Source organism: Rhizobium sp. AG855, from assembly GCF_003610655.1.
Taxonomy (GTDB): domain Bacteria; phylum Pseudomonadota; class Alphaproteobacteria; order Rhizobiales; family Rhizobiaceae; genus Allorhizobium; species Allorhizobium wuzhouense.
Genome location: NZ_RAQG01000004.1, coordinates 209,093 through 233,070, shown reverse-complemented (window position 1 = coordinate 233,070; position 23,978 = coordinate 209,093). Strand labels below are relative to the sequence as shown.

The window sequence follows — 23,978 nt, the reverse complement described above, 5'->3', positions numbered from 1 at the left end:
GGCTTGCCCGGATTTCCCACCCATGGAACAAGAAGGCGTTTCTGCTCGGAGCATTGCATGGTCCTCGCTATCCGCGACTTGACACTCGAAGACCTTCCTTCAGTCACGGCCATCTATAAGGATGCCGTGCTGACGGGGACGGCGAGTTACGAACTTGATCCACCAAATCTCGCTGAGATGACGGGCCGTTTCACAGCGATTACCGCCAAAGGCTATCCCTATTTGGCCGCTATAGACGAAGCTGGCACGCTTCTCGGTTATGCCTATGCATCAGCCTTTCGCACGAGGCCGGCCTATCGCTGGCTGGTCGAGGATTCGATTTACGTGGCTGAAAAGGCGCGTGGCCTTGGTGTCGGCAAGGCGCTCCTGGAGGGACTCGTGGCGCGCTGCGAAGCGCTCGGTTTTCGCCAGATGGTCGCCGTCGTCGGAGGTGCGAGCGAAGCCTCGGTCGCGGTCCACCGCTCCTGCGGCTTCACATTCGCCGGACGACTCGATGGCACGGGCTTCAAGCATGGGCAATGGCTGGACACCATCTTCATGCAACGACCGCTCGGCGAAGCCCAGGCCACCAAGCCGGACCTATCGAGCTATCCCGGAACACTTGCCTGACGGTTAGTCGAGGGCTTTCAGGCTCTTGTCGAAGACCTTGAGAACCTGCTTCAGGTCATGTCCACGTTTCAAGATTCGTCCGTCGGTGGCGACCACTGAAAATGCCCCCTGCTTGGCAGCTAGCTTCGGATTTTTCTCGATCCGGTAAAGCGGAAATTCGCCGGCGCGCTTGAAGACGGAGAAGACCGCCTTGTCCTTCAGGTGGTCAATCGCGTAGTCCCGCCAATCGCCTTCCCCGACCATGCGGCCGTAAATCCAAAGGATTGCATCCAGTTCGCGGCGATGAAAGGTGACGGGGAGTGGATCGAGAGACTGTCGATATATTCCCAGGTCGACAACGCTCGCCGGGCTCTTGTCGGCACCATCGACTTCATGGCGCTGCCCTTCGGTCTGCTCGGTCATCAATGCTCCTCGAGCTTTCATTCATGACGGACAGATGACAGTGTGCCTGACATAGCCAAAATTGCAAGCTTGCGAGCCTTTCGTGAGCCACGGGCGCACCCGTTATGCTCAACGTCCGCGGTTGAGGAACCGGCTCAGCAAGAGATCCCGGAGCCGGGCCGCAATTGGTGACAGGCGCTTACCGTTCACCGTGATCAGGTGGTAGGGCGTGACCACGATCGGCGTATCGAGCTTGAGCGTGCAAAGGTCACCGACTGGCGTCTGCCGACAGAGAAGATCCGAGACTTCACGCGACATCGGCGCGATCGCGTTGGACGAAGCGAGCATGGCGATCATCACCAGAAGGGACGTCGTATTGACGATGTTGCGTGGAATGGGCGCGCCTTCCTCGATGAACACACTCTCCACGGCGTGACGCAATGGAGTGCCCGGCGCCTGCATCACCCAGGGAAAATGTGCCATGTCGGAAACGTTGAGACGATCGACGTTGGCCAGAGGATGCGTGCGGTGAACGACGATTTCGACTTCTTCCATCGTCGCACCCTCGACATGGAACTGGCGTGCATCAATCCCCGGCGGGATACGTCCGAGTACGAAATCGTACTGCCCCGACAAGAGGTCGCGGATCATCTCGCTGCTGGAGGCCACGTCGACATGAATATCGACGGTGGCAGCTTCCGCCTTCAGCGCCTTGATCGCTGGCACGACATAGCCAACGGCACCGCCGGTCACCGCACCAACGCGCACCTTGCCCGTCAAGCCTCGGCGAATCGCGTCCACCTCCCGCGCTGCTTCGCGTATTTCCTCCAGCACGTTTTGTGCTCGCCGGATCAGCGCACTGCCGACTGCGGTCGGCTCCATGCCTTTCGGCGTCCGCACGAAGATCGGAGAACCGACATACCGCTCGATCTCGCCCAACATGCGGGAAGCTGCAGGCTGCGTGAGAGCAAGTGATTGAGCTGCAAGACTTAATTGTCCAAGCTCGGCAATCGAGCTGACGAGGCTGAAGTGCTTGGGCTGCAATCTGTAAATGTGGTTCTCTGCCATGAACGATATATCAACCACGGTATGCAGAAAGTCAAAATATTCATTTGATCGGTATATGGGGCGCGATAAGAGTCCCAACGGAGCTGGGGGCTGCTGCGTCAGCCGCTCGTTCTTGTTTTTCAGCGAGTGCCAGGAGGAGCTTGGCCTCGCACGGTATGACCAGGGAGGTTACCATGAAGAAACTTGGAGCCCTGATTGCATCTTTTGCAATCGGTATCGCATCCTTTACACCCTTCGCCTATGCACAGGACAAGGGCGTTGTCGGCATCTCGATGCCGACCAAGACGTCGACCCGCTGGATCTCCGACGGCGAGACCATGGAAAAGCTGTTCAAGGAAGCTGGCTATACGCCGGACCTGCAGTTCGCTGACGACGACATTCCGAACCAGCTCGCCCAGATCGAAAACATGGTCACCAAGGGTGCCAAGGTTCTCGTCATCGGCGCCATCGACGGCACGACCCTGTCCGACATCCTGCAGAAGGCTGCTGATGCCGGCGTTAAGGTCATCGCATATGACCGCCTGATCCGTGATTCGGGCAACGTCGACTACTACGCCACCTTCGACAACTTCCAGGTCGGCGTTCTCCAGGCCACCAGCCTCGTAGAAGGCCTCAAGGCCAAGTTCCCGGACACCAAGCCCTGGAACGTTGAACTCTTCGGCGGTTCGCCGGACGACAACAACGCCTTCTTCTTCTACGATGGCGCAATGTCGGTCCTGCAGCCCCTGATCGACAGCGGTGAGATCGTCATCAAGTCGGGACAGATGGGCATGGATCAGGTCGGCACCCTGCGTTGGGACGGCACCGTCGCCCAGGCCCGCATGGAGAACCTCCTGTCCTCGACCTACACCGAAGACAAGCTGCATGGCGCCCTGTCTCCTTATGACGGCCTGTCCATCGGCATCCTGTCGGCTCTGAAGGGCGTTGGCTACGGTTCTGGCGACATGACCATGCCGGTCGTGACCGGTCAGGACGCCGAGCTGCCCTCCGTCAAGTCGATCCTGGCTGACGAACAGTACTCGACCGTGTTCAAGGACACCCGCGAACTGGCAAAGGTTGCCGTTTCGATGGTTGATGCGATCATGGGCGGCAAGACCCCTGAGATCAACGACGAAAAGACCTACAACAACGGTGTGAAGGTCGTTCCGTCCTACCTGCTGAAGCCTGTCGCCGTTGACAAGGCCAATGCCAAGGACGTTCTCGTCGGCGCCGGCTACTACACGGCCGACCAGATCGACAAGTAATCCTTCGGGTCACTCTCGGGTCCGCGAGTTATCGCGGGCCCATTTTCTATACGCATTGAAGGAGCTCGCGCCTTTGGCTTGACCTGTGTCGCCAATGGCTGCCGGAATTCTGCCCATGGACAACATCATTCTCGAGATGCGCGGCATCACAAAGACATTTCCGGGCGTGAAAGCGCTGGACAATGTCAGCTTCAAGGTGCGCGAGGGCGAAATCCACGCGCTCGTCGGCGAAAACGGAGCCGGCAAGTCAACCCTGATGAAGGTACTCAGCGGCGTCTACCCGGCCGGAACCTATGACGGCGACATCTTCTATGATGGCGAAGTGCGCCGCTTCAGCACGATTTCCGACAGCGAAGAGCTTGGCATCATCATCATTCACCAGGAACTGGCCCTCGTGCCGCTCCTATCGATTGCCGAAAACATCTTCCTCGGCAACGAAATCGCCAACAGCGGCGTCATTCAGTGGCCTCAGACCTTTGCGCGGACGAAAGAGCTGCTGGCGAAGGTGGGTCTGAAGGATAGCCCCTCCACCCGCATCACCGATATCGGCGTCGGCAAGCAGCAGCTGGTCGAAATCGCCAAAGCGCTGTCGAAGAAGGTCCGCCTTCTCATTCTCGACGAGCCGACCGCTTCGCTCAATGAAACGGATTCGGATGCCCTGCTCACCCTGCTGATGGAGTTCCGCAAGCAGGGCATGACATCGATCATCATCTCCCACAAGCTCAACGAAATTCGCAAGGTTGCTGACCAGATTACCATCCTGCGCGATGGCGGCACCGTCGAGACCCTCGACTGTCATACCCAGGAGATCACGGAAGACCGGATCATCAAGGGCATGGTCGGCCGTGACATGGAAGACCGCTATCCGCCACGCGACCCGAAGATCGGCGACGTTCTTCTGGAAGTGAAGAACTGGAATGTCTTCCACCAGAACCACCGCGACCGCCAGTTCCTGCATGACGTATCGTTCAACGTGCGTGCAGGTGAAGTCGTGGGCATCGCGGGTCTGATGGGTGCTGGCCGCACCGAAACCGCCATGAGCGTCTTCGGCAAGTCCTGGGGTCACAAGATCACCGGTGAAGTGCGGATGAACGGCAAACCCGTCGACGTGTCGACCATCCCCAAGGCGATCGACGCAGGCCTCGCCTATGTGACGGAAGACCGTAAGCATCTCGGCCTCGTCCTACAGAACAACATCAAGGAAAACACCACGCTGGCCAATCTGGCCGGTGTTTCCAACGGTGCCGTCATCGACGACCGCAAGGAAGCCAAGGTCGCGACCGACTATCGTCAGAAGCTGCGTATCCGGTCGCATTCAATCTATCAGGAAGCAGTCAACCTTTCGGGCGGCAACCAGCAGAAAGTCGTTCTGTCGAAATGGCTGTTCACCAATCCGGAAGTTCTCATTCTCGACGAACCGACACGCGGCATCGATGTCGGCGCCAAGTTCGAAATCTACACCATCATCAACCAGCTTGCCGCCGAAGGTAAGGGCATCCTGATGATCTCCTCGGAGATGCCCGAACTGCTCGGCACCTGCGATCGCATCTACGTCATGAACGAAGGGCGCATCGTGGCCGAACTGTCCAAGGAAGAAGCAAGCCAAGAGTCCATCATGCGTGCCATCATGCGCTCTGGGGAGAAACACTAATGGCCATCGATACAAGAACCGAAACCCCCAAGGTCTCCGTGGGTGAATACCTGCGAAAGAACATCCGTGAATACGGCCTGTTGCTGGCGCTGGTCGTCATCATGCTGCTGTTTCAGGTGCTGACCGACGGCGTCCTGTTCCGTCCGGTCAATATCACGAACCTCGTGCTTCAGAACTCGTTCATCGTCATCATGGCGCTGGGCATGCTGCTGATTATCGTGGCGGGCCATATCGACCTTTCGGTCGGCTCGATCGTCGCCTTCATCGGCGGCATCTCGGCGATCATGCTGGTCAAATGGGGCTGGCATTTCGCACTGGTTGTGCCCCTGTGTCTGGTTCTCGGCGCCGCCATGGGCGCGGCCCAGGGTTACTGGGTCGCCTATCAGAAAATCCCGTCCTTCATCGTGACGCTGGCCGGTATGCTCGTCTTCCGCGGCCTCACTTATGTGGCGCTCGGCGGCCGCCCGATCGGCCCCTTTCCGAAGGAATTCACGCTGCTGTCGACCGGCTTCATCCCGGACTTCCTGCCGCTGACTGATCCTGCCGTCTCGGGTATCGCAAACCATGTTGCGATCATTGCAGTGATCGCTCTCGTTGCACTGGCCATTTATTCCGGCATGAAGAACCGCCGACTGAACGATGAACATGGCAGCGAGAACGAGCCTTTCGTCTTCTTCGTCGTCCAGATGGGCATCATCAGCGCCGTCGCGATCTTCCTCGGCTATCAGCTCGCCACGTATCGCGGCCTGCCGAACGTTCTGGTCGTCATGGGCGTTCTGATCGCACTCTACTCCTTCGTCACGACCCGCACGACCATCGGCCGCCGCATCTACGCACTCGGCGGCAACGAAAAGGCAGCCAAGCTTTCCGGTATCAACACCGAGCGCCTGGTCTTCCTCACTTTCGTCAACATGGGCGTCCTTGCTGCACTGGCTGGCATGATCATCGCCGCTCGCCTCAATTCGGCAACCCCGAAGGCTGGCGTCGGCTTCGAGCTCGATGTTATCGCGGCCTGCTTTATCGGCGGTGCCTCGGCGTCCGGCGGCGTTGGCAAGATCACCGGTGCGGTCATCGGCGCCTTCATCATGGGTGTCATGAACAACGGCATGTCGATCATGGGTATCGGCATCGACTACCAGCAGCTCATCAAGGGCCTTGTGCTTTTGGCTGCTGTCTTCTTCGACGTTTACAACAAGAACAAAGCAGTCTGAGGATAGGCTTATGTTTCTCTCGCAATTGAAGACTGGCGGCGTCATTTGCCGCCAGGGTGAGGCCGCGCGCCTTGTCCCCGGTTACAACACCACCTACGATCTCGCCAAGGCAGCGATTGCTGCTGGAACGACGGTAGCAGACCTGATCGAAAAGCAGGGCGCCGGCGAAGCCGTCGACCTTCTGGCGCTCGTCGCAGACGGCAAGCTCGATTGCCCGGTCCGTCATCCAGACGCAGCTCATATGTATCTGACCGGCACGGGCCTGACCCACACCGGATCCGCCTCGGCACGTGACAGCATGCATGCCGACACGGCCGGCATGAGCGACTCCATGAAGATGTTCCGCATGGGCATCGAAGGCGGCAAGCCGAAGCCCGGTGAAATCGGCGTTCAGCCGGAATGGTTCTACAAGGGCAACGGCTTCAACGCGGTAGCTCCCGGCGAAGATCTTGTCTCGCCCTCCTTCGCGCTCGATGGCGGCGAAGAGCCCGAAATGGCTGGCTACTACATCATCGGCGAAGATGGCACGGCGCACCGCCTCGGCTTCTCGATCGCCAACGAATTCTCCGACCACGTGACGGAAAAGATCAACTACCTCTTCCTCGCACACTCCAAGCTGCGTCCGGCCTCCTTCGGTCCGGAACTGCGCGTCGGCGCCCTGCCCGACCATGTCGAAGGCACGTCGCGCATCATGCGGGCTGGCAAGACCGTTTGGGAAAAGCCGTTCCTGTCGGGTGAGGCCAACATGTCCCACACGATCGCGAACCTGGAATACCACCACTTCAAGTATGCGCTGTTCTGCCAGCCGGGCGATCTGCATGTACACATGTACGGCACGGCGACGCTCTCGGTCGCGGACGGTTTCGTCACTGAAGAAGGTGACGTTTTCGAAATCGTGTCCCCGCAATTCGGTCTTCCGCTGCGCAACCGCCTGGCAAAGGCTGCCGCAGAGACCGTCAAGGTGAAGATGCTCTGAGCGGATCGGTCTTCCGACCCGCCCATTTCCCAGAGACAGGACAAAAGCCATGAGCAAGTTCAAACCGGCGGCCTGGCCGCGCCAACTGAGATCCCAGCACTGGTATGGCGGCACGTCCCGCGACACCATCTACCATCGCGGCTGGATGAAGAACCAGGGACACCCGCACGACCTGTTCGACGGTCGCCCCGTCATCGGTATCCTGAACACCTGGTCGGACCTGACGCCGTGCAACGGCCACCTGCGCGAACTGGCCGAAAAGGTAAAGGCCGGCGTCTGGGAAGCCGGCGGTTTCCCGGTTGAAGTCCCGGTTTTCTCGGCGTCGGAAAACACCTTCCGCCCGACGGCCATGATGTATCGCAACCTCGCGGCACTGGCAGTTGAAGAAGCGATGCGCGGCCAGCCGATCGATGGTGCTGTCCTGCTCGTCGGCTGTGACAAGACCACACCGTCGCTCGTCATGGGCGCTGCATCGACCGACATTCCCTCGATCGTCGTCACCGGCGGCCCGATGCTGAACGGCTATTTCCGTGGCGAACGCGTCGGTTCCGGCACGCATCTCTGGAAATTCTCCGAAGCCGTGAAGGCTGGCGAGATGACCCAGGAAGAATTCGTCGAAGCGGAAGCCTCGATGTCGCGGTCCAGCGGCACCTGCAACACCATGGGCACCGCCTCCACCATGGCTTCCATGGTTGAAGCGCTTGGCATGGCGCTGTCAGGCAACGCCGCGATCCCGGCCGTCGACAGCCGCCGCAAGGTCATGGCGCAGCTCTCCGGCCGCCGCATCGTGCAGATGGTCAAGGACGACCTGAAGCCTTCCGACATCATGACCAAGGAAGCCTTCGAAAACGCGATCCGCGTCAATGGCGCGATCGGCGGCTCGACCAATGCTGTCGTACACCTGCTCGCCATGGCTGGCCGCGTCGGCATCGACCTGACGCTTGACGATTGGGACCGCCTCGGCCGCGATATCCCGACGATCGTCAACCTGATGCCGTCGGGTAAGTACCTGATGGAAGAGTTCTTCTATGCCGGCGGCCTGCCCGTCGTGATCAAACGCCTCGGCGAAGCCGGCAAGCTGCACAAGGATGCACTGACCGTCTCCGGCGAAAGCATCTGGGACGAAGTGAAGGACGTCCGCAACTGGAACGAGGACGTCATCCTCCCGGTTGAGAAGGCGCTGACCCAGCAGGGCGGTATCGTCGTTCTGCGCGGCAATCTCGCCCCGAAGGGCTGCGTCTTGAAGCCGTCTGCAGCCTCCGCCCACCTGATGAAGCATCGCGGCCGCGCCGTGGTCTTCGAAGACATCGACGACTACAAGGCAAAAATCAACGACGAGGCGCTCGATATCGACGAGACCTGCGTCATGGTCCTCAAGAACTGTGGCCCGCGCGGCTATCCGGGCATGGCCGAAGTAGGCAACATGGGCCTGCCGCCCAAGGTGCTGCGCAAAGGCATCACCGACATGGTCCGCATCTCCGATGCCCGCATGTCCGGCACCGCCTACGGCACCGTCCTCCTGCACACCTCGCCGGAAGCTGCCCGTGGCGGTCCGCTCGCGATCGTTCGTGATGGCGACTTCATCGAGATCGACGTCGATGCCCGCAAGGTGCATCTCGACATCTCGGAAGAGGAAATGCAGCACCGTCTGGCCGACTGGCGCCCCTCGGTCGAGCCGCCGGCAAGCGGTTACGCCCGTCTCTTCCACGATCACGTCGAGGGAGCTGACACTGGCGCAGACTTCGACTTCCTGAAGGGTTGCCGCGGCTCGCCGGTCGGCAAGGACGCACATTAAGGATCGGACGATGGCAGATCGTATTCCGCTCGCACTTGTCGGCATCGGCAAGATCGCCCGCGACCAGCACATTCCGTCGATCGCTGGTGGTAACGACTTCGTCGTTGCCGCCGGCGTGAGCCGCCATGGCAAGGTCGAGGGTGCTGAAAACTTCACCGACTTCGATGCTTTTTTGGCCGCGCGCCCGGATATCAAGGTCGTCTCGCTCTGCACACCGCCCGAAGTCCGCTTCGACATGGCAAAGGCTGCGATCGCGGCCGGCCGCCATGTATTGATGGAAAAGCCGCCGGCGACCACGCTGGGAGAAGCAGAGGCCCTCAGCAAAATCGCTGCCAAGGCCGGTGTCACGCTCTTCGCCACCTGGCATTCGCGCTTCGCCCTCGGCGTCGAGCCGGCAAAGCAGTGGCTGTCGGACAAGATCATCCAGTCGATTTCGATCGTCTGGAAGGAAGACGTGCGTCGTTGGCATCCCGGCCAGGCCTGGATCTGGGAGCCGGGTGGCTTCGGCGTCTTCGATCCGGGCATCAACGCCCTGTCGATCCTGACCGAGATCGTGCCTGGGCACATCCTGGTGCAGAAATCGACACTGGAGTTCCCGGAGAACAAGAAGCAGCCCATCGCCGCTTCCATCGCCATGCGGACCGTTGAAGGCGCGCCTATTACGGCCGAATTCGACTGGCGACAGGAAGGTCCCCAGACCTGGGACATCACCGTTCAGACAAATGAAGGCGAGCTGCGCCTTTCAAAGGGCGGCTCGGAACTCTATATCGGAGGCAAGGAGCAGGCGTCGGGTCCGGATCGTGAATATGCCGGGATCTACGAGCGCTTCGCCAAGCTTATCCGCTCTCGCCAGAGCGACACCGACTATCAGCCGCTGCGCATCGTGGCGGATTCGTTCCTCTGCGGAGAGCGGAAAGTCGTCGCTCATTTTGAAGACTGATATAAAAAGGAGGCCCCTCCCATGGCCTATACGCCGACTGGAAAACACCTGATCGCCGGCAACTGGATTGCCAGCACGGATACCTTTGCTTCGTCACCCGCAACGGGCGCGCCTCACACCTTCTCGAAGGGTACACCCGCACTGGTCGATCAGGCCGCGAAGGCAGCCGAAGAGGCCTTTGAAACCTACGCCTACTCGACCCGTGAAGAACGTGCCGCCTTCCTCGAAGCAATCGCCGAAGAAATCGACGCACGCGGTGACGCCATCACCGAAATCGGCTCTCAGGAAACCGGCCTGCCGGAAGCCCGCCTGATCGGCGAGCGTGGCCGCACGGTCGGCCAGTTGCGCCTGTTCGCCGCCCATATCCGCAACGGCGACTATCTCGACCGTCGCCACGACGAAGCCCTGCCCGACCGCAAACCGCTGCCACGCCCGGACCTGAAAATGATCCAGCGCCCGATCGGCCCGGTTGCCGTTTTCGGTGCTTCCAACTTCCCGCTCGCCTTCTCCACGGCCGGTGGTGACACGGCTGCCGCGCTCGCCGCTGGTTGCCCGGTCGTCGTCAAGGCACACGATGCCCATCCGGGCACCGGTGAAATCGTGGCGTCCGCCATCGATGCCGCGATCAAGCGCACAGGCGTCCATCCGGGCGTCTTCTCGCTCGTCCATGGCGGCAGCCGTGACGTCGGTCAGGCGCTCGTTCAGCATCCGCTGATCAAGGCTGTCGGCTTCACCGGCTCGCTCGGCGGCGGTCGCGCACTCTTCGATCTCTGCGCTCAGCGTCCGGAACCGATCCCCTTCTTCGGCGAGCTCGGTTCGGTCAATCCGATGTTCATGCTGCCAAACGCCATCGCCACCCGGGGCCAGACCATTGCCAAGGGCTGGGTTGGATCGCTGACCATGGGTGCCGGCCAGTTCTGCACCAATCCAGGCATCGTCGTGCTGCTCAAGGGCGCCGACGCCGACAAGTATGTCGAAACGGCGACCGAAGCCCTCTCGGCTGTCGGCCCGCAGACCATGCTCACCGACGGCATCGCTGATGCCTATCGCAAGGGTGCAACCAGGATCGCCGGCACGGAAGGCGTTCGCTCGGTTCTCACCTCCACCTGTGACCTGCGCAATGCCACGCCTTACCTGTTCCAGACCACAGCCAAGGATTGGCTCGACAACCACGTGCTCGGCGAAGAAGTGTTCGGCCCGCTTGGACTGATCGTGATTGCGGATAGCGAAGACGAAATGGTTGCAATGGCCCGCAGCCTTTCCGGCCAGCTCACCGCGTCGATCCATCTCGCCGAGGGTGACGAGGCGCTTGGTAAGCGGCTGATGCCGATCCTGGAGCGCAAGGCTGGCCGCGTGCTCGCCAACGGCTTCCCGACCGGTGTCGAAGTGGCGGATTCGATGGTGCATGGCGGCCCCTACCCGGCCTCCACCAACTTTGGAGCGACCTCGGTCGGCACGCTGTCGATCCGTCGCTTCCTGCGGCCGGTCTGCTTCCAGGACATTCCGGTAGCCCTGCTGCCGGTCGATCTGGCCTGAGGCAGACGCAGTGACCGCGAAACCGTTTGCCGCCCTGGTCGATTGGGGTACCAGCAATCTCCGCCTCTGGTTGGTCGACAGCCAGGGCGCGGTCCTCGCCGAGCGGCAATCGGCAGAAGGCATGGGTGGCCTGGACCGCACAGCCTATCCCGCAATACTCGAGGGCCATCTCTCGGCCCTCGGAGCCGCGCAAGACCTGCCCGTGGTCATTGCCGGCATGGCCGGTGCACGCACCGGCTGGCGTGAGGCGCCCTATGTGGCAACGCCAGCCCCTTTGATCGGTCTCTTCCAGCACGCTGTCGTCCCGGAAGGTGCCAGCCGTCCCGTATATATTCTGCCGGGCGTCTGCCAGCGTGAAGATGGCCGCTATGATGTCATGCGAGGCGAGGAAACACAGCTCGCAGGAGCTCTGGAGCAAGGCCTGGATAATGCCTTGTTTTGCCTGCCAGGCACGCATTCAAAGTGGGCCCTCGTTGAAAACGGACACATCAGCCGCTTCTCGACCGTGATGACGGGAGAGCTCTTCCATTTGATTAGCCGGCAATCGATTCTGCGGCTGTCCGTACCAGAAGATGGTGATGCCGAAGCGGATCCAGACATTTTCGACGCAGCGGTGGATGCCGCCCTGGCATCGGGTTTTGCCCTGACATCAACCCTCTTCTCCATCCGGGCCGAGGGCCTGCTCTCGCAGGGCACGAAGACCAATCCGGCGGCGCGCCTATCGGGACTGCTGATCGGCGCAGAAATTGCTGCGATTCAGTCGGATCTCAAGCGCTACGGAAAAGCCTATCTGATCGGCACCGGCAAACTGACCCGCCTTTATGCCCGCGCGATTGCGAGAGCCGGTGGCGAGGCCATCATGCTGGATGGCGGACTGCTGGTCCGCCGCGGATTGCTGGCCTGCGCCATTTCGCTGTTCGACCACGAATTCAAGGAATAGAACGATGACATCCTCCGTTGCCTGGCCGTCCCTTCGCCGCAATCTGGTGGCCATCCTGCGTGGCATCAAACCCGAAGAAATCGAGTCTGCCGTAGACGTCCTCGTAGATGCCGGCTTTGAAGCGATCGAAGTTCCGCTCAACTCGCCCGACCCCTTCCTGTCGATCGAAAAGGCTCGGAAGCTTGCACCGGCCAATGTCTTGATCGGCGCCGGTACAGTGCTGGAAGTCGCCCAAGTCGATCGCCTTCATGGGGTCGGCGGCAATCTTCTGATCACCCCCAATGTAGAGCCGGACGTCATCCGTCGTGCGGTCAGCCACGGCATGGTCACCATGCCGGGTGTGTTTACAGCCACGGAGGCCCTGCTTGCCGCCAAGAGCGGCGCTGCGGCGCTGAAGTTCTTCCCCGCCAGCGCACTCGGCCCAGGCGGCATCTCCGCTATCAAGGCCATCCTTCCGCCGCAGCTGCCGATTGGCGCGGTGGGTGGTGTCTCGGAAACCAATTTTTCGGATTACTGGAAGGTCGGCGTTCGTGCATTTGGCCTCGGCTCCAGCCTTTACAAGCCGGGCGATTCGTCCAACGTGATCGGCGAGAGAGCCGTCAAAGCCGTTGCGGCTTACGATGCGCTGCTGAACTGATCAGAATCAGATCCGCCACTGAGCGCCGTTGGGAACACCCGGCGGCGTTTTTTGTTGTCTTGCGCGGACAGTCACTGTGACATTTGTCACGCACCGAAGCAGATATTTTGCGCAGGCCGCATTTTGAACAAACGCGCGCCGTTTTTTGCGATAAAGTATAACTAACTTGGTTGGCGCGGTGCGCCAAAACGGTCCGGTCAGGCGCATTGACCCCTTACCCCCAGCCCCCCAGTGCTTCGGGCCGGACCACACCAGGTTTCCCCTCACATCAGAAATTTGTCGGCCGCCCTTTCATGACGGTTGCACCAACGATGCCGGAAGGATTCCCCTCCTCGTCGGCGCTCTGAAGCAATACGGCACATCCGTCGCTCTTATCGGAATTGATCACTCGCGCGGGCAAGGTGATATCGATCGGCTCGCCATTCCACATGCCGACGGTCTGCACATCGGTTACGCTGTGCCAATAATCCACGCTTTTTCCGACATTTTCGCCCTTCAGCATTTCTACCGTCTGGTGCTCACGAAAATAGACCACGACGACATTCGCCTTACCTGTGCCGCTGCCCACCGAGATAGACAGCTGGTCGCCGTTTTGCGACGCCTTGACCGGCACCACCAAGCCCTGCCCGGAAGCCTGCATCCCATCCAGCCGCCGGTTCAATTCGGCGGAGTCGGTTCCCTTGAGGTGGTCTCGCCCATTCAGGACCGCCTGGGGTGTATAAACACCGCTACGGCCGAACGTCTTGGCATAGGCATATTGGCGATCCGTGTTCTCGGCCGTTCCCAATGTGTCAGCCCAGCCCAGGTAGTTCCAATAGTCGACATGATAGGAAAGGGCGACAACATCGCCCTGGCGCACCAATTGCTCGAAAGCACGGTCGGCAGGCGGGCAGGAGCGGCATCCTTGCGAGGTGAAAAGCTCGATTACGCCTTTCGGCTGAACAAAGGTCCCGGCCTGCGCCTGGAACGGCGACACCGCCAGCAGTAACGCTAGGCACGTGGCACGGTAGATCCGCTGGCACTTAGAAACGGGTTGCATGTTCACCTGCAGCATTTGTCTGACTTGGGCTTCAACCTTAGTGGTGCACTTGATAGCTCCTTAGCCCCCATGCGCAAAGTCACGATGGGGTGAAACTTTCGTCACCGCCACCTCCAGACGCCCAGATACAAAAAAGGCCGCCGGTTGCCCGGCGGCCTCGCATGTTCAATCAAAAAATGTCAGGCAGCGAGGTCGCGCAGAACGGTCTGCAGGATGCCGCCATTGTTCATATACGTGACTTCGTCGAGCGTATCGATGCGGCAGAGCAACGGGACTTCCTTCACGGTGCCGTCTGAGTAGGTGATCTTGGCGATCTTCTTCTCACGCGGCTTGATCTCGCCTTCGAGACCCTCGATCGTGACGATCTCGTCACCCTTGAGGTTCAGAGAAGCCCAGCTGGTGCCGTCCTCGAAGGTAAAGGGCACAATGCCCATGCCCACGAGGTTCGAACGATGGATACGCTCGAAGGACTGCGCGATGACCGCCTTGACGCCAAGCAGATTGGTGCCCTTGGCAGCCCAGTCACGCGACGAGCCATTGCCGTATTCCACACCGGCGAAGATGACGAGCGGAACACCCTCCTGCTTGTACATCATCGCTGCATCATAAATCGACAGCTCTTCCTTGGAAGGATAGTGGATGGTGTAGCCACCTTCCTTGCCGTTCGGGCCAAGCATGTGGTTGCGGATGCGGATATTGGCGAAGGTGCCGCGCATCATCACTTCGTGGTTGCCACGACGCGTGCCGTACTGGTTGAAGTCGGCAACCGCGACACCATTGTCGGTCAGGTATGCGCCTGCCGGCGAGGCTGCCTTGATCGAGCCGGCCGGCGAGATGTGGTCGGTGGTGATCTTGTCACCGAAGAGACCGAGGACGCGGGCGCCCTTGATGTTCTTGAGGCCGGAACCGCTCTTGCCCATGCCGACGAAGTAAGGCGGGTTCTGCACATAGGTCGACTTGTCGTCCCATGCGTAGGTCTGGCCGGCGGGTACCTGGACGGCCTGCCAGTTGGCGTCACCCTTGAACACGTCGGCATACTTCGACTCGTAGAGTTCGCGCGTAACGTATTTCAGGATAAATTCCTGGATCTCATGCGAGGTCGGCCAGATGTCCTTGAGATAGACCGGGTTGCCGTTCTGGTCTTCACCGAGCGGCTCGGTCGTCAGGTCCTTCTGGACCGTGCCAGCGAGCGCGTAGGCGACGACCAGCGGCGGCGATGCCAGGTAGTTGGCTTGGACGTCAGGCGAGATTCGGCCTTCGAAGTTGCGGTTGCCCGACAGGACGCCAGCAGTGATCAGGCCCTTGTCGTTGATCGTCTTGGAGATCGGCGCCGGCAGCGGGCCGGAATTGCCGATGCAGGTGGTGCAGCCGAAGCCGACCAGGTTGAAGCCCAGGGCATCGAGCGAGGTCTGAAGGCCAGACTTGGCCAGATACTCACCGACGACCTGGGATCCCGGTGCCAGCGAAGTCTTCACCCATGGCTTGGTCTTCAAGCCCTTGGCGACGGCATTGCGTGCCAGAAGCCCTGCCGCAATCAGCACGCTCGGGTTCGAGGTGTTGGTGCACGAGGTGATGGCCGCAATGGCGACATCGCCATGACCGATGTCATAGTCGGCGCCTTCAACCGCGAAGCGATTGTTCAGCTGGCCAGGCTTCTTGTAGTCGTTTTCCAGTGCGGTTGCGAAGTTCGGCGCAATGGTTTCGAGCGGCAGGCGGCCTTCCGGACGCTTGGGGCCGGCCATCGACGGCACGACGTCACCGAGATCCAGTTCAAGCGTGTCGGTGAAGACGAGGTCCGAACCATCCCCTTCGCGCCACATGCCTTGTGCCTTGGAATAGGCCTCGACCAGCGCGATGCGATCCTTGGTACGGCCCGACATGGTCAGGTAGTTGATGGTTTCGCCATCGACCGGGAAGAAGCCGCAGGTTGCACCGTATTCCGGGCCCATGTTGCCGATGGTTGCGCGGTCGGCGAGCGACATCGAATCGAGGCCGGGGCCGAAGAATTCGACAAACTTGGACACAACGCCCTTCTTGCGCAGCATCTGCACGACGGTCAGGACGAGGTCGGTCGCGGTGACGCCTTCCTTCACCTTGCCGGTCAGCTTGAATCCGATGACTTCCGGCAGCAGCATGGAGACCGGCTGGCCGAGCATGGCTGCTTCGGCTTCGATACCACCAACGCCCCAGCCCAGAACGCCCAGACCATTGATCATCGTCGTGTGGCTGTCCGTGCCGACGCAGGTGTCTGGGTAGGCCGTCGTTTCGCCGTCCTCATCCTTGGTCCAGACGGTCTGGCCGAGATATTCCAGATTGACCTGGTGACAGATGCCCGTGCCCGGGGGAACGACGCGGAAGTTCTTGAATGCCTGCTGGCCCCACTTCAGGAAGCGGTAGCGCTCGCCATTGCGCTCGTATTCGAGTTCGACGTTACGGGCAAAGGCGGTCGGCGTGCCGAACTCATCGACGATGACCGAGTGGTCGATGACGAGGTCGACGGGAACCAGCGGATTGATCTTTTCCGGATCACCGCCGAGGTTCTTGATGCCGTCACGCATGGCAGCGAGGTCGACAACGGCCGGAACGCCGGTGAAGTCCTGCATCAGAACGCGAGCCGGGCGATAGGCGATTTCGGCTTCGGTCAGGCCCTTGTTGACGAGCCATGCGGCGACGGCCTCGATGTCGGCCTTGGTGACGGAGCGACCGTCCTCGTTGCGCAGAAGGTTCTCGAGAAGGACCTTCATCGAGTAGGGAAGCTTTGAAACGCCGGCAAGGCCGTTCGCTTCGGCTTTCGGGATGCTGTAATAGACATAGTCCTTGCCGTCGACGGTCAGGACCGACCGGCAATTGAAGCTGTCGAGAGATTTAGCCACGGATAGAAACCCCGCTTGATTCTGATAGCCAACACATTCGTGCGGACGCCTATGCACTTCATGCACATCAGGATGCGGGTACGACCATTTCCGCTGTCCGCCCGTGGAAATCGCTTTCGACGATCTACAAGTTCGGCACAAGGATGAACTTCACGCCGGCCGCTGGCGTGGTTGCAGGTCTTATAGATAATTTCTAAGAAAGGTGCCAGACCGACAAAGGGCGAAAAAAAGATTTTTTATGAGGCAGGCCTCATCCTGCCGGAAAGCGACCATGATCAGGCTCGAAGCCGAAAGCCTCTCGGCGCGCCGGGGGGAGGATCTGATTTTTGTTAATGTTTCCTTTACGTTGGCTTCCGGGGATGCCTTGGTCCTGACAGGCCGGAACGGCTCGGGAAAATCAACCTTGTTGCGCGTCGTCGCCGGTCTGTTACGCCCGGAAACAGGCAGCGCCATTTGCCTGTCGGACAGGGATGCAGAGGCCCGCCCGGCCGGGGAATTCAGCCACTATCTTGGTCATCGGAATGGCATGAAGCGGGAACTGACGGTCGCGGAAAATCTGGCTTTCTGGAAATCCTTCCTGGGTGACATCGAGGGAGGACAAAGCCTCGATATCGAAGAGGCGGCAGATGCCGTAGAGCTCAGTGGGATCACCCATCTCCCGTATGGTTATCTCTCGGCCGGACAGCAGCGCCGATTCGCCATGGCGCGGCTTCTCGTCGCGTATCGACCGATCTGGATTCTGGATGAACCAACCGCAGCCCTGGATAGCCGAGCGGATGCGATGTTCGAAGACCTTGTGAAGCGCCACCGCGAAGCGGGGGGCATCGTGATTGCCGCCACGCATCAGCCGCTTGGCATGGAAGGCGCGCAGACACTGGAAATGTTGGGCTTCGATGGCGTCGACATGGAGTATTCCGCATGATGGCGCTTTTCCTCCGGGATCTGAAGCTCTCGGTTCGCGCTGGGGGCGGCACCTTTGTGGGCGTCCTCTTTTTCACCACGGTGGTCGCCGTCATACCCTTCGGGGTCGGACCGGATCTTAATCTCCTGTCCCGCATCGGCCCGGCCATCGTCTGGATCGGCGCACTATTGTCAGCCCTGCTTGGGCTCGATCGCCTGTTTCAGGCAGAGCGCGACGATGGGTCCCTCGATATCCTGCTGATGCAGGAGACGCCGTTGGTGCTGACCGTTCTGATCAAGTGCCTCGCCCACTGGGTGGCAACGGGGCTGCCACTTGTCCTTGCCTCTCCCCTCCTGGGTCTCTTTATGAACATGGATGAAATTGCCATCGGTGCCGTGATGCTCACCCTGCTGGTCGGATCACCGGCAATCACTTTTATCGGCGCGGCGGGTGCTGCCGTGGCTGTCGCCTTGCCCCGCGGCGGTCTCCTCGTCTCGATCCTGGTCCTGCCATTGGCCGTGCCGATCCTGATTTTCGGAGTGAGCGCATCCTATGCGGCCGTGGAAGATCCCGCGCCTTTCATGCCTCCATTCCTGTTTCTGACAGCCATCACCCTTCTCTTCGCCGTGATCGGCCCCGTTGGCGCCGCTGCTGCCTTGCGAAACTCGGCTGACTGAGCCAACCCGGATTGACCAGGATCAATTGCAGGGGAAGTAGAGACACGCTAGAACGGGCCATGACCGACAACAGCCTTGCCATCACCAAAATCGGCGATCTCGCCAACCCCACGCGGTTTCTTGCGCTGGTCGGGAAAATCCTGCCCTGGTTTGCCGGAACGACCGTGTTGCTTTTCGTCTTAGGGCTCTACCTCGGCTTCTCATCGGAGACGGACTATCAGCAGGGCGACACGGTACGCATCATGTATGTGCATGTGCCCGCCGCATGGCTCTCGATGATGTGTTATTCCGTGATGGCGCTCTCAGCGATCGGAACCCTGGTCTGGCGCCATCCGCTGGCCGATGTCAGCCACAAAGCCGCCGCACCGCTTGGCGCAGCCTTTACCCTGATTGCACTCATTACCGGTTCTCTATGGGGCAAGCCGATGTGGGGAACATGGTGGGTCTGGGATGCCCGCCTCACCTCTGTCTTCGTGCTCTTCCTGATGTATCTGGGCTTGATCGCGCTGAACCGCGCCATGGACGACCCCTCCAAGGCAGCGCGCGTCAGTTCGGTGCTGATCCTGGTCGGCTTCGTCAACATCCCGATCATCAAGTTTTCGGTCGAATGGTGGAATACGCTGCACCAGCCTGCGAGCGTCATGCGTCTCGATGGACCGACCATTGATCCGGAATTTCTCTGGCCGTTGCTGATCATGGCCCTGGCCTTCACCCTCCTCTTCTTCACGCTGCATATGATGGCTATGCGCAATGAAATCTGGCGCCGCCGGATCGGGGCGCAGCGGCGATTGGCCGCCCGCCTGGCCGGCCGGGAGAACGCCGCATGAGCCACGCGTTTTACGTCATTGGTTCCTATCTTCTGACGGCAGGAATTTGTTTCGGCTTGACGACCTGGGTCTATCTCGATGGTCGGGCACGTCAGGCCGAATTGAAGGCGCTTGAGGCACAGGGTATTCGCCGTCGCTCCGCGCAACCATCTTCCGCGCAGGACAGCAAAGCATGACTGAAGAATCCGAGCAGCACGTTTCCAGCGCAAAGGGGCGGGGACGCTATCTGATCGCAGCGTTGCCGCTCGTCCTGTTTGCGGGCCTTGCCACGATCTTCATGACCCAGCTTCAATCCGGCCGGGACGTTTCAGAGATCCCATCGGCTTTGCTCGGCACGAAGGCGCCGCCGCTCCAACTCACGGCACTCGACGGTTCGGAGCGGCCAGCGCTGACCACAACGGCGATCTCCGGCAAGCTGACGCTGGTCAACGTCTTCGCCTCCTGGTGCGTACCCTGCCGCCAGGAGCACCCAATGCTGCTTGAGCTTTCCAAAGACCCTCGTGTTAACGTGGTCGGGATCAACTACAAGGACCGGAACGACAACGCGCTCCGCTTCCTTGGAGAACTCGGCAATCCCTATGCCGCGATCGGGGTCGATCCAAACGGCAAGGCAGCGATTGACTGGGGCGTCTACGGAATCCCGGAAAGCTATCTTGTCGGCCCCGACGGAACGATCCTCTATAAGAAGGTCGGCCCCTTCGATCCGGACACCTTCCAGACTCAGCTCATGCCGGCGATCGAAAAGGCCTTGAAGGGCTCCTGATCGTCAGAGCGCAGCCTGCCAGGTCTTCACGGCCTCTATCGGCCAGACCAGCATCAGGACATTGAGTGTCAGATTGTCGCGGATGACGAATGCCGTGATCACCTCGAAGCCGAGTGCGATGACGACGGTCAGCCAGACCGGTACGCGGGCCGCAAAGAAGAAACCGGCGATCATGGAAACCATGTCCATCCCGGAATTCAGAATGCTGTCGCCGGTATAGCCGACCGCCATCGTCGCCGTGCGATAGCGGTCAATGACGATGGGTGAATTCTCGAGGATCTCCCATCCCGCTTCGATGAGGGCCGCGAGTGCGAGTTTCGCTGTAAGCGGCTTCTTCCGAAGGACAAGCCAACCCAAGCCATAAAACAGGAAGCCGTGTATGATGTGAGACGGCGTGTACCAGTCGAACAGGTGCTGCGAATTGCCTGGGGTGTTCACGCCCGCTTCGAAGAGCTTCACGTAGCCGCATTCACAGATCCAGATGCGACCCATCAGATACTGAGAGACGATCTGGATCAGGATGATGACACCTGTCACGATCAGCCAGAAGCGGGTGGTGGAATTGCTGTCCGTCTGGCTGGCGGTGTCGATCATTTCTGTTCCTTGTCTTCCAGAGAGTGCTTCATGATCAGCGGCATCTGCGCCAATGTAAAAAGAATGGTGATCGGCATTGTGCCCCAGACCTTGAAGCTGACCCAGACATCGTCGGAGAAATTGCGCCAGACGACTTCGTTCAGGACCGCGAGGAAGAGGAAGAAGACACCCCAGCGCAGCGTAAGCTTGCGCCAGCCCTCAGCATCAAGCTGAAACGCCGCATTGAAGACATAACCGAGTAGAGAAGTTCCGAATACGAGGCCGCCGAGCAACACGACACCGAACAGCGTGTTGACGATGGTCGGCTTCATCTTGATGAAAGTCTCATCCTGCAGCCAGATGGAAAGGCCGCCAAAGACCATCACGACCACGCCGGATACTAGCGGCATGACCGGCAGATGCTTGAAGACGATCTTCGACACCAGAAGCGAGATCACCGTCGCCACCATGAACAGAGCGGTCGCGATCAGCAGTGGTCCGCCGATCGCCGTCAGTTCAGGAAAGGTGCGTGACAGCCATTCTCCACGCAGGTTGCCGAAGAAGAAGACCATCAACGGTCCAAGCTCGAGCGCCATCTTCAGCAGCGGATGCTGCTTGTCAGCCTTGGAAGCGTGGGTATCGGTGGATGTATCCGACATGATGTCGTTCCCTCAAATTTCCGGCGCTCGGCGCGCGATGCCGGCAATGGCGCTGGCGAAGTCTTCGGCCTCGAAGGGTTCGAGGTCGTCGATGCCTTCGCCGACGCCGATGAAATAGACGGGCAGCTTGTGCTTGGCGGCGATGGCAACAAGGATGCCGCCACGGGCCGTGCCGTCGAGTTTGGTCATGATCAGGCCGTTGACGCCCGCCACATTGCGGAAGATCTCGACCTGCTGGAGGGCATTCTGGCCTGTCGTCGCGTCGAGCGTCTGCAGCACGGTGTGCGGCGCATCCGGATCGAGCTTGCCAAGAACGCGGACGATCTTTTCCAGTTCCGCCATCAGTTCCGCCTTGTTCTGCAACCGGCCGGCGGTGTCGATGATCAGGACATCGGCCTTGTCAGCCTTGGCTTTTTCGAAGGCTTCATACGCCAGACCTGCAGCATCGGCGCCGAGTTTGGTGCCGAGGAAGGTCGAGCCGGTGCGGTCCGCCCAAATCTTCAGCTGCTCAATGGCGGCTGCGCGGAAGGTATCGCCGGCAGCCAGCATCACCTTCAGCCCCGAGCCAGAGAGCTTTGCGGCGAGCTTGCCGATGGTCGTCGTCTTGCCGGTGCCGTTGACGCCGACGACGAGGATCACATGCGGCTTGTGGCTGAGATCAAGGGCCAGCGGCTTGGCAACCGGCTTCAGCACCTTGACGATCTCTGTCGCCATGATCCTGGTGACGTCCTCGCCGGTCACATCCTTGCCGTAGCGTTCGGAGGCCAGCGTGTCGGTGACGCGCAGGGCCGTTTCGACGCCGAGGTCTGCCTGGATCAGCAGGTCTTCCAGCTCCTCCAGCGTCTCGTCGTCCAGCTTGCGCTTGGTGAAGAGGGCGGTGATCTGGCTCGTTAGCTGCGAGGAGGTGCGGAAGAGGCCCGCCTTCAGCCGCTGGAACCAGCTCAGCTTTTCGGCCGGGGCAGGAGACTCGGGCTCCGGAGCTCTCGCCTCAGCCGCCGCGAACCCCTTGGGCAATACGGGGACGACGGGTTCGGTCGCGGACTCGGCGAGGACCTCTTGCTCCTCCTCTTGTGCCGATTCGCTCGCTGGGAGTTCCTGAACCGAAGCGTCTTCAACCTCTTCCTCAGCTTCCGCCTCAAGCAGCTCGAGCGGCACCATGGAGAGATCTTCGGGCGACAGATCGTCGGACGGTCCGCCGGCCGTATCCATTTCCTCGGCGAGAACCGGATCTTCGGCCACGGGCAAATCTTCGTCGCGATCCCTAGGCTCGCTTTCGGCCGAAATCGCAGCCATTTCCTCGGCTGTCAGCTCCGTCGGCGCAACGGGCGCTTCTGCGGGCTTCTCCTTGCCGAAGGTGAAGACTTTCTTGATGAAGCCGAGGGCCATGGTCACTCTATTCCGTGTGTCAGGCAGCAGCGCTTGCCGCTGCCGCTGCAATCGTCAGATGGCGGCCTGTATGGCCGCCGATCGAGACCTCGACGAGGCTGCCGGCTTTCATGCCGGGCGCTGCGACGAGGGTGAAGTCTTCCGTATGCGCCATTTCGTTGCGCTCGACCAGCAGCTTCTGGCAGGTGCCGACATGCGAAGCCAGATGCACAGCCTGCAATCTTTCGGCCACGGCCCGAAGCTCAGCGGCACGCGCCTTGACGAGCGCCCGGTCAAGCTGCGGCATGCGAGCCGCCGGGGTCCCTGGACGCGGGCTGTAAGGGAATACATGCAGGTGCGCGATGCCGATTTCCTCGGCGAGGCGCGCCGAGTTTGCCGCCATCTCCTCGGTCTCCGTCGGGAAACCGGCGATCATATCGGCGCCGAAGGCAAAGCCGGGGCGCAGGCGCCGGACCTGTTCGGCAAAGGCAATCGCATCAGAACGCGAATGCCTTCGCTTCATGCGCTTCAGAATCATGTCGTCGCCGTGTTGCAGCGACAGGTGCAGATGCGGCATGAAACGCGGCTCGTCAGCGATCAGGTCGAAGAGATGACTGTCCGCCTCGATGCTGTCGATCGAGGAGAGGCGAAGCCGCACGATCTCCGGCACCTGCTTCAAAAGCGTCTTGGCGAGAAGGCCAAGCGTCGGCGTGCCTGGGAGATCGGCGCCATAGCTCGTGGCGTCCACTCCGGTCAGCACCACTTCGCGATAACCGTTCTCGACGAGCTTGCGCGCCTGCTCCACGACGGCGCCCATCGGCACGGAGCGCGAATTGCCGCGTCCATAGGGGATGATGCAGAAGGTGCAGCGATGATCGCAGCCGTTCTGCACCTGGAGGAAGCCGCGCACATGACCGTCGATATGCGCCACCATCTGCGGTGCCGTCTCGGTCACGCTCATGATGTCGTTGACGGCGAGTTTCTCTTCAGCCGAAACGCCGAAATCCGGCAGGCGGCGATAGTGTTCGGCCTTGAGCTTTTCCTCGTTGCCAAGCACGGCGTCAACCTCGGGCATGGCGGCGAAATTCTGCGCTTCGGTCTGGGCAGCGCAACCGGTGACGATGATGCGCGCTTCCGGGTTCTCCCGCCGCGCCCGGCGGATTGCCTGGCGGGCCTGACGCACGGCCTCCGAGGTGACCGCACAGGTGTTGACGAGGATCGCGTTATCGAGGCCGGCCTTGGCGGCTTCCGCCTTCATCACCTCGGATTCATAGGTGTTCAGGCGACAGCCGAAGGTCATGACCTCGACGGCG

General features: G+C 60.6%; 23 protein-coding genes. 15 read left to right on the top strand and 8 right to left on the bottom strand.

Features of this window, described 5'->3' with window-relative positions; all coding sequences use genetic code 11:
* The first annotated feature begins 57 nt into the window (after window positions 1–57).
* A complete protein-coding gene (locus DFO46_RS17975; RefSeq protein WP_120278440.1) occupies window positions 58–609 on the top strand; it encodes a GNAT family N-acetyltransferase in 552 nt (183 codons plus the stop codon).
* A 3-nt stretch (window positions 610–612) separates the two neighbouring features.
* Here the strand turns inward: DFO46_RS17975 and DFO46_RS17970 are convergent, their stop codons facing one another.
* Together DFO46_RS17970 and DFO46_RS17965 are read right to left on the bottom strand one after the other, a co-directional pair.
* Window positions 613–1,011, bottom strand: a complete 399-nt coding sequence (locus tag DFO46_RS17970; RefSeq protein WP_120278439.1) for a DUF2794 domain-containing protein — start codon at window positions 1,009–1,011, stop codon at window positions 613–615.
* A 108-nt stretch (window positions 1,012–1,119) separates the two neighbouring features.
* Window positions 1,120–2,058: a LysR family transcriptional regulator gene (locus DFO46_RS17965; RefSeq protein WP_110791256.1), complete on the bottom strand. Its 939-nt coding sequence runs from the start codon at window positions 2,056–2,058 to the stop codon at window positions 1,120–1,122.
* Window positions 2,059–2,231: 173 nt separating this feature from the next.
* Here DFO46_RS17965 and chvE point away from each other — a divergent pair, with 173 nt between their 5' ends.
* The 9 genes from chvE to DFO46_RS17920 all read left to right on the top strand — a co-directional run bounded on the left by chvE (window position 2,232) and on the right by DFO46_RS17920 (window position 12,988).
* On the top strand, window positions 2,232–3,302 hold the full coding sequence (gene chvE / locus DFO46_RS17960; protein WP_120278438.1) for a multiple monosaccharide ABC transporter substrate-binding protein: 1,071 nt from the start codon (window positions 2,232–2,234) through the stop codon (window positions 3,300–3,302).
* A 115-nt stretch (window positions 3,303–3,417) separates the two neighbouring features.
* On the top strand, window positions 3,418–4,953 hold the full coding sequence (gene mmsA, locus DFO46_RS17955) for a multiple monosaccharide ABC transporter ATP-binding protein (protein WP_110791465.1): 1,536 nt from the start codon (window positions 3,418–3,420) through the stop codon (window positions 4,951–4,953).
* Entirely contained in the window at window positions 4,953–6,164 is a 1,212-nt protein-coding gene (gene mmsB / locus DFO46_RS17950; protein WP_120278437.1) for a multiple monosaccharide ABC transporter permease, read from the top strand. Before mmsA ends, mmsB begins: the two co-directional genes overlap by 1 nt.
* 10 nt (window positions 6,165–6,174) lie before the next feature.
* Window positions 6,175–7,140 carry an AraD1 family protein gene (gene araD1 / locus DFO46_RS17945; protein WP_120278436.1) on the top strand — a complete coding sequence of 322 codons (966 nt, stop codon included), beginning with the start codon at window positions 6,175–6,177 and terminating at the stop codon, window positions 7,138–7,140.
* Window positions 7,141–7,189: 49 nt separating this feature from the next.
* Window positions 7,190–8,935 carry an L-arabinonate dehydratase gene (gene araD, locus DFO46_RS17940; protein ID WP_110791260.1) on the top strand — a complete coding sequence of 582 codons (1,746 nt, stop codon included), beginning with the start codon at window positions 7,190–7,192 and terminating at the stop codon, window positions 8,933–8,935.
* Window positions 8,936–8,945: 10 nt separating this feature from the next.
* Window positions 8,946–9,875, top strand: a complete 930-nt coding sequence (locus tag DFO46_RS17935; protein ID WP_110791261.1) for a Gfo/Idh/MocA family oxidoreductase — start codon at window positions 8,946–8,948, stop codon at window positions 9,873–9,875.
* Between the two features lie 21 nt (window positions 9,876–9,896).
* Window positions 9,897–11,411 carry an aldehyde dehydrogenase (NADP(+)) gene (locus DFO46_RS17930; protein ID WP_120278435.1) on the top strand — a complete coding sequence of 505 codons (1,515 nt, stop codon included), beginning with the start codon at window positions 9,897–9,899 and terminating at the stop codon, window positions 11,409–11,411.
* Window positions 11,412–11,421: 10 nt separating this feature from the next.
* Window positions 11,422–12,351, top strand: a complete 930-nt coding sequence (locus DFO46_RS17925) for a 2-dehydro-3-deoxygalactonokinase (protein ID WP_120278434.1) — start codon at window positions 11,422–11,424, stop codon at window positions 12,349–12,351.
* A gap of 4 nt (window positions 12,352–12,355) precedes the next feature.
* Window positions 12,356–12,988, top strand: a complete 633-nt coding sequence (locus DFO46_RS17920; protein ID WP_120278433.1) for a 2-dehydro-3-deoxy-6-phosphogalactonate aldolase — start codon at window positions 12,356–12,358, stop codon at window positions 12,986–12,988.
* 268 nt (window positions 12,989–13,256) lie between these two features.
* Here DFO46_RS17920 and DFO46_RS17915 read toward each other — a convergent pair whose 3' ends face one another.
* Together DFO46_RS17915 and acnA are read right to left on the bottom strand one after the other, a co-directional pair.
* Complete coding sequence (locus tag DFO46_RS17915; protein ID WP_120278623.1) at window positions 13,257–14,027, bottom strand: thioredoxin family protein; 771 nt, start codon at window positions 14,025–14,027, stop codon at window positions 13,257–13,259.
* A gap of 179 nt (window positions 14,028–14,206) precedes the next feature.
* Entirely contained in the window at window positions 14,207–16,900 is a 2,694-nt protein-coding gene (gene acnA, locus DFO46_RS17910) for an aconitate hydratase AcnA (RefSeq protein ID WP_120278432.1), read from the bottom strand.
* A 274-nt stretch (window positions 16,901–17,174) separates the two neighbouring features.
* Between acnA and ccmA the strand changes: the two genes are divergently transcribed.
* The 5 genes from ccmA to DFO46_RS17885 are packed head-to-tail and all read left to right on the top strand — an operon-like array spanning window position 17,175 to window position 20,068.
* Window positions 17,175–17,822: a heme ABC exporter ATP-binding protein CcmA gene (gene ccmA, locus DFO46_RS17905; RefSeq protein ID WP_120278622.1), complete on the top strand. Its 648-nt coding sequence runs from the start codon at window positions 17,175–17,177 to the stop codon at window positions 17,820–17,822.
* The gene (gene ccmB, locus DFO46_RS17900) at window positions 17,819–18,478 is read left to right on the top strand and encodes a heme exporter protein CcmB (protein WP_120278431.1); all 660 of its coding nucleotides are present in this window, start codon (window positions 17,819–17,821) and stop codon (window positions 18,476–18,478) included. Before ccmA ends, ccmB begins: the two co-directional genes overlap by 4 nt.
* A 59-nt stretch (window positions 18,479–18,537) precedes the next feature.
* On the top strand, window positions 18,538–19,305 hold the full coding sequence (locus DFO46_RS17895; protein ID WP_110791267.1) for a heme ABC transporter permease: 768 nt from the start codon (window positions 18,538–18,540) through the stop codon (window positions 19,303–19,305).
* Complete coding sequence (gene ccmD, locus DFO46_RS17890) at window positions 19,302–19,481, top strand: heme exporter protein CcmD (RefSeq protein WP_110791268.1); 180 nt, start codon at window positions 19,302–19,304, stop codon at window positions 19,479–19,481. The genes DFO46_RS17895 and ccmD overlap by 4 nt, the downstream gene beginning before the upstream one ends.
* On the top strand, window positions 19,478–20,068 hold the full coding sequence (locus DFO46_RS17885; RefSeq protein WP_110791269.1) for a DsbE family thiol:disulfide interchange protein: 591 nt from the start codon (window positions 19,478–19,480) through the stop codon (window positions 20,066–20,068). Before ccmD ends, DFO46_RS17885 begins: the two co-directional genes overlap by 4 nt.
* 3 nt (window positions 20,069–20,071) lie before the next feature.
* Here the strand turns inward: DFO46_RS17885 and DFO46_RS17880 are convergent, their stop codons facing one another.
* From DFO46_RS17880 to mtaB, 4 genes are read right to left on the bottom strand one after another with little or no spacing between them, the layout of a single operon-like run.
* Complete coding sequence (locus DFO46_RS17880) at window positions 20,072–20,662, bottom strand: DUF2585 domain-containing protein (protein WP_110791270.1); 591 nt, start codon at window positions 20,660–20,662, stop codon at window positions 20,072–20,074.
* Window positions 20,659–21,300, bottom strand: coding sequence for a septation protein A (locus DFO46_RS17875; protein ID WP_110791271.1), 642 nt, complete (start codon window positions 21,298–21,300; stop codon window positions 20,659–20,661). Before DFO46_RS17875 ends, DFO46_RS17880 begins: the two co-directional genes overlap by 4 nt.
* Before the next feature lie 12 nt (window positions 21,301–21,312).
* Window positions 21,313–22,686, bottom strand: a complete 1,374-nt coding sequence (gene ftsY / locus DFO46_RS17870) for a signal recognition particle-docking protein FtsY (RefSeq protein ID WP_120278430.1) — start codon at window positions 22,684–22,686, stop codon at window positions 21,313–21,315.
* 19 nt (window positions 22,687–22,705) lie between these two features.
* Window positions 22,706–23,965, bottom strand: a complete 1,260-nt coding sequence (gene mtaB / locus DFO46_RS17865; RefSeq protein ID WP_120278621.1) for a tRNA (N(6)-L-threonylcarbamoyladenosine(37)-C(2))-methylthiotransferase MtaB — start codon at window positions 23,963–23,965, stop codon at window positions 22,706–22,708.
* Between the last annotated feature and the right edge of the window lie 13 nt (window positions 23,966–23,978).

Bases quoted from the DNA above. Each gene is read 5' to 3' on its own strand.
- DFO46_RS17975 (WP_120278440.1), top strand. From the start codon at position 58: ATGGTCCTCGCTATCCGCGACTTGACACTCGAAGACCTTCCTTCAGTC.
- DFO46_RS17970 (WP_120278439.1), bottom strand. From the start codon at position 1,011: ATGACCGAGCAGACCGAAGGGCAGCGCCATGAAGTCGATGGTGCCGAC.
- DFO46_RS17965 (WP_110791256.1), bottom strand. From the start codon at position 2,058: ATGGCAGAGAACCACATTTACAGATTGCAGCCCAAGCACTTCAGCCTC.
- chvE (WP_120278438.1), top strand. From the start codon at position 2,232: ATGAAGAAACTTGGAGCCCTGATTGCATCTTTTGCAATCGGTATCGCA.
- mmsA (WP_110791465.1), top strand. From the start codon at position 3,418: ATGGACAACATCATTCTCGAGATGCGCGGCATCACAAAGACATTTCCG.
- mmsB (WP_120278437.1), top strand. From the start codon at position 4,953: ATGGCCATCGATACAAGAACCGAAACCCCCAAGGTCTCCGTGGGTGAA.
- araD1 (WP_120278436.1), top strand. From the start codon at position 6,175: ATGTTTCTCTCGCAATTGAAGACTGGCGGCGTCATTTGCCGCCAGGGT.
- araD (WP_110791260.1), top strand. From the start codon at position 7,190: ATGAGCAAGTTCAAACCGGCGGCCTGGCCGCGCCAACTGAGATCCCAG.
- DFO46_RS17935 (WP_110791261.1), top strand. From the start codon at position 8,946: ATGGCAGATCGTATTCCGCTCGCACTTGTCGGCATCGGCAAGATCGCC.
- DFO46_RS17930 (WP_120278435.1), top strand. From the start codon at position 9,897: ATGGCCTATACGCCGACTGGAAAACACCTGATCGCCGGCAACTGGATT.
- DFO46_RS17920 (WP_120278433.1), top strand. From the start codon at position 12,356: ATGACATCCTCCGTTGCCTGGCCGTCCCTTCGCCGCAATCTGGTGGCC.
- DFO46_RS17915 (WP_120278623.1), bottom strand. From the start codon at position 14,027: ATGCAACCCGTTTCTAAGTGCCAGCGGATCTACCGTGCCACGTGCCTA.
- ccmB (WP_120278431.1), top strand. From the start codon at position 17,819: ATGATGGCGCTTTTCCTCCGGGATCTGAAGCTCTCGGTTCGCGCTGGG.
- DFO46_RS17895 (WP_110791267.1), top strand. From the start codon at position 18,538: ATGACCGACAACAGCCTTGCCATCACCAAAATCGGCGATCTCGCCAAC.
- ccmD (WP_110791268.1), top strand. From the start codon at position 19,302: ATGAGCCACGCGTTTTACGTCATTGGTTCCTATCTTCTGACGGCAGGA.
- DFO46_RS17885 (WP_110791269.1), top strand. From the start codon at position 19,478: ATGACTGAAGAATCCGAGCAGCACGTTTCCAGCGCAAAGGGGCGGGGA.
- DFO46_RS17880 (WP_110791270.1), bottom strand. From the start codon at position 20,662: ATGATCGACACCGCCAGCCAGACGGACAGCAATTCCACCACCCGCTTC.
- DFO46_RS17875 (WP_110791271.1), bottom strand. From the start codon at position 21,300: ATGTCGGATACATCCACCGATACCCACGCTTCCAAGGCTGACAAGCAG.
- ftsY (WP_120278430.1), bottom strand. From the start codon at position 22,686: ATGGCCCTCGGCTTCATCAAGAAAGTCTTCACCTTCGGCAAGGAGAAG.
- mtaB (WP_120278621.1), bottom strand. From the start codon at position 23,965: ATGACCTTCGGCTGTCGCCTGAACACCTATGAATCCGAGGTGATGAAG.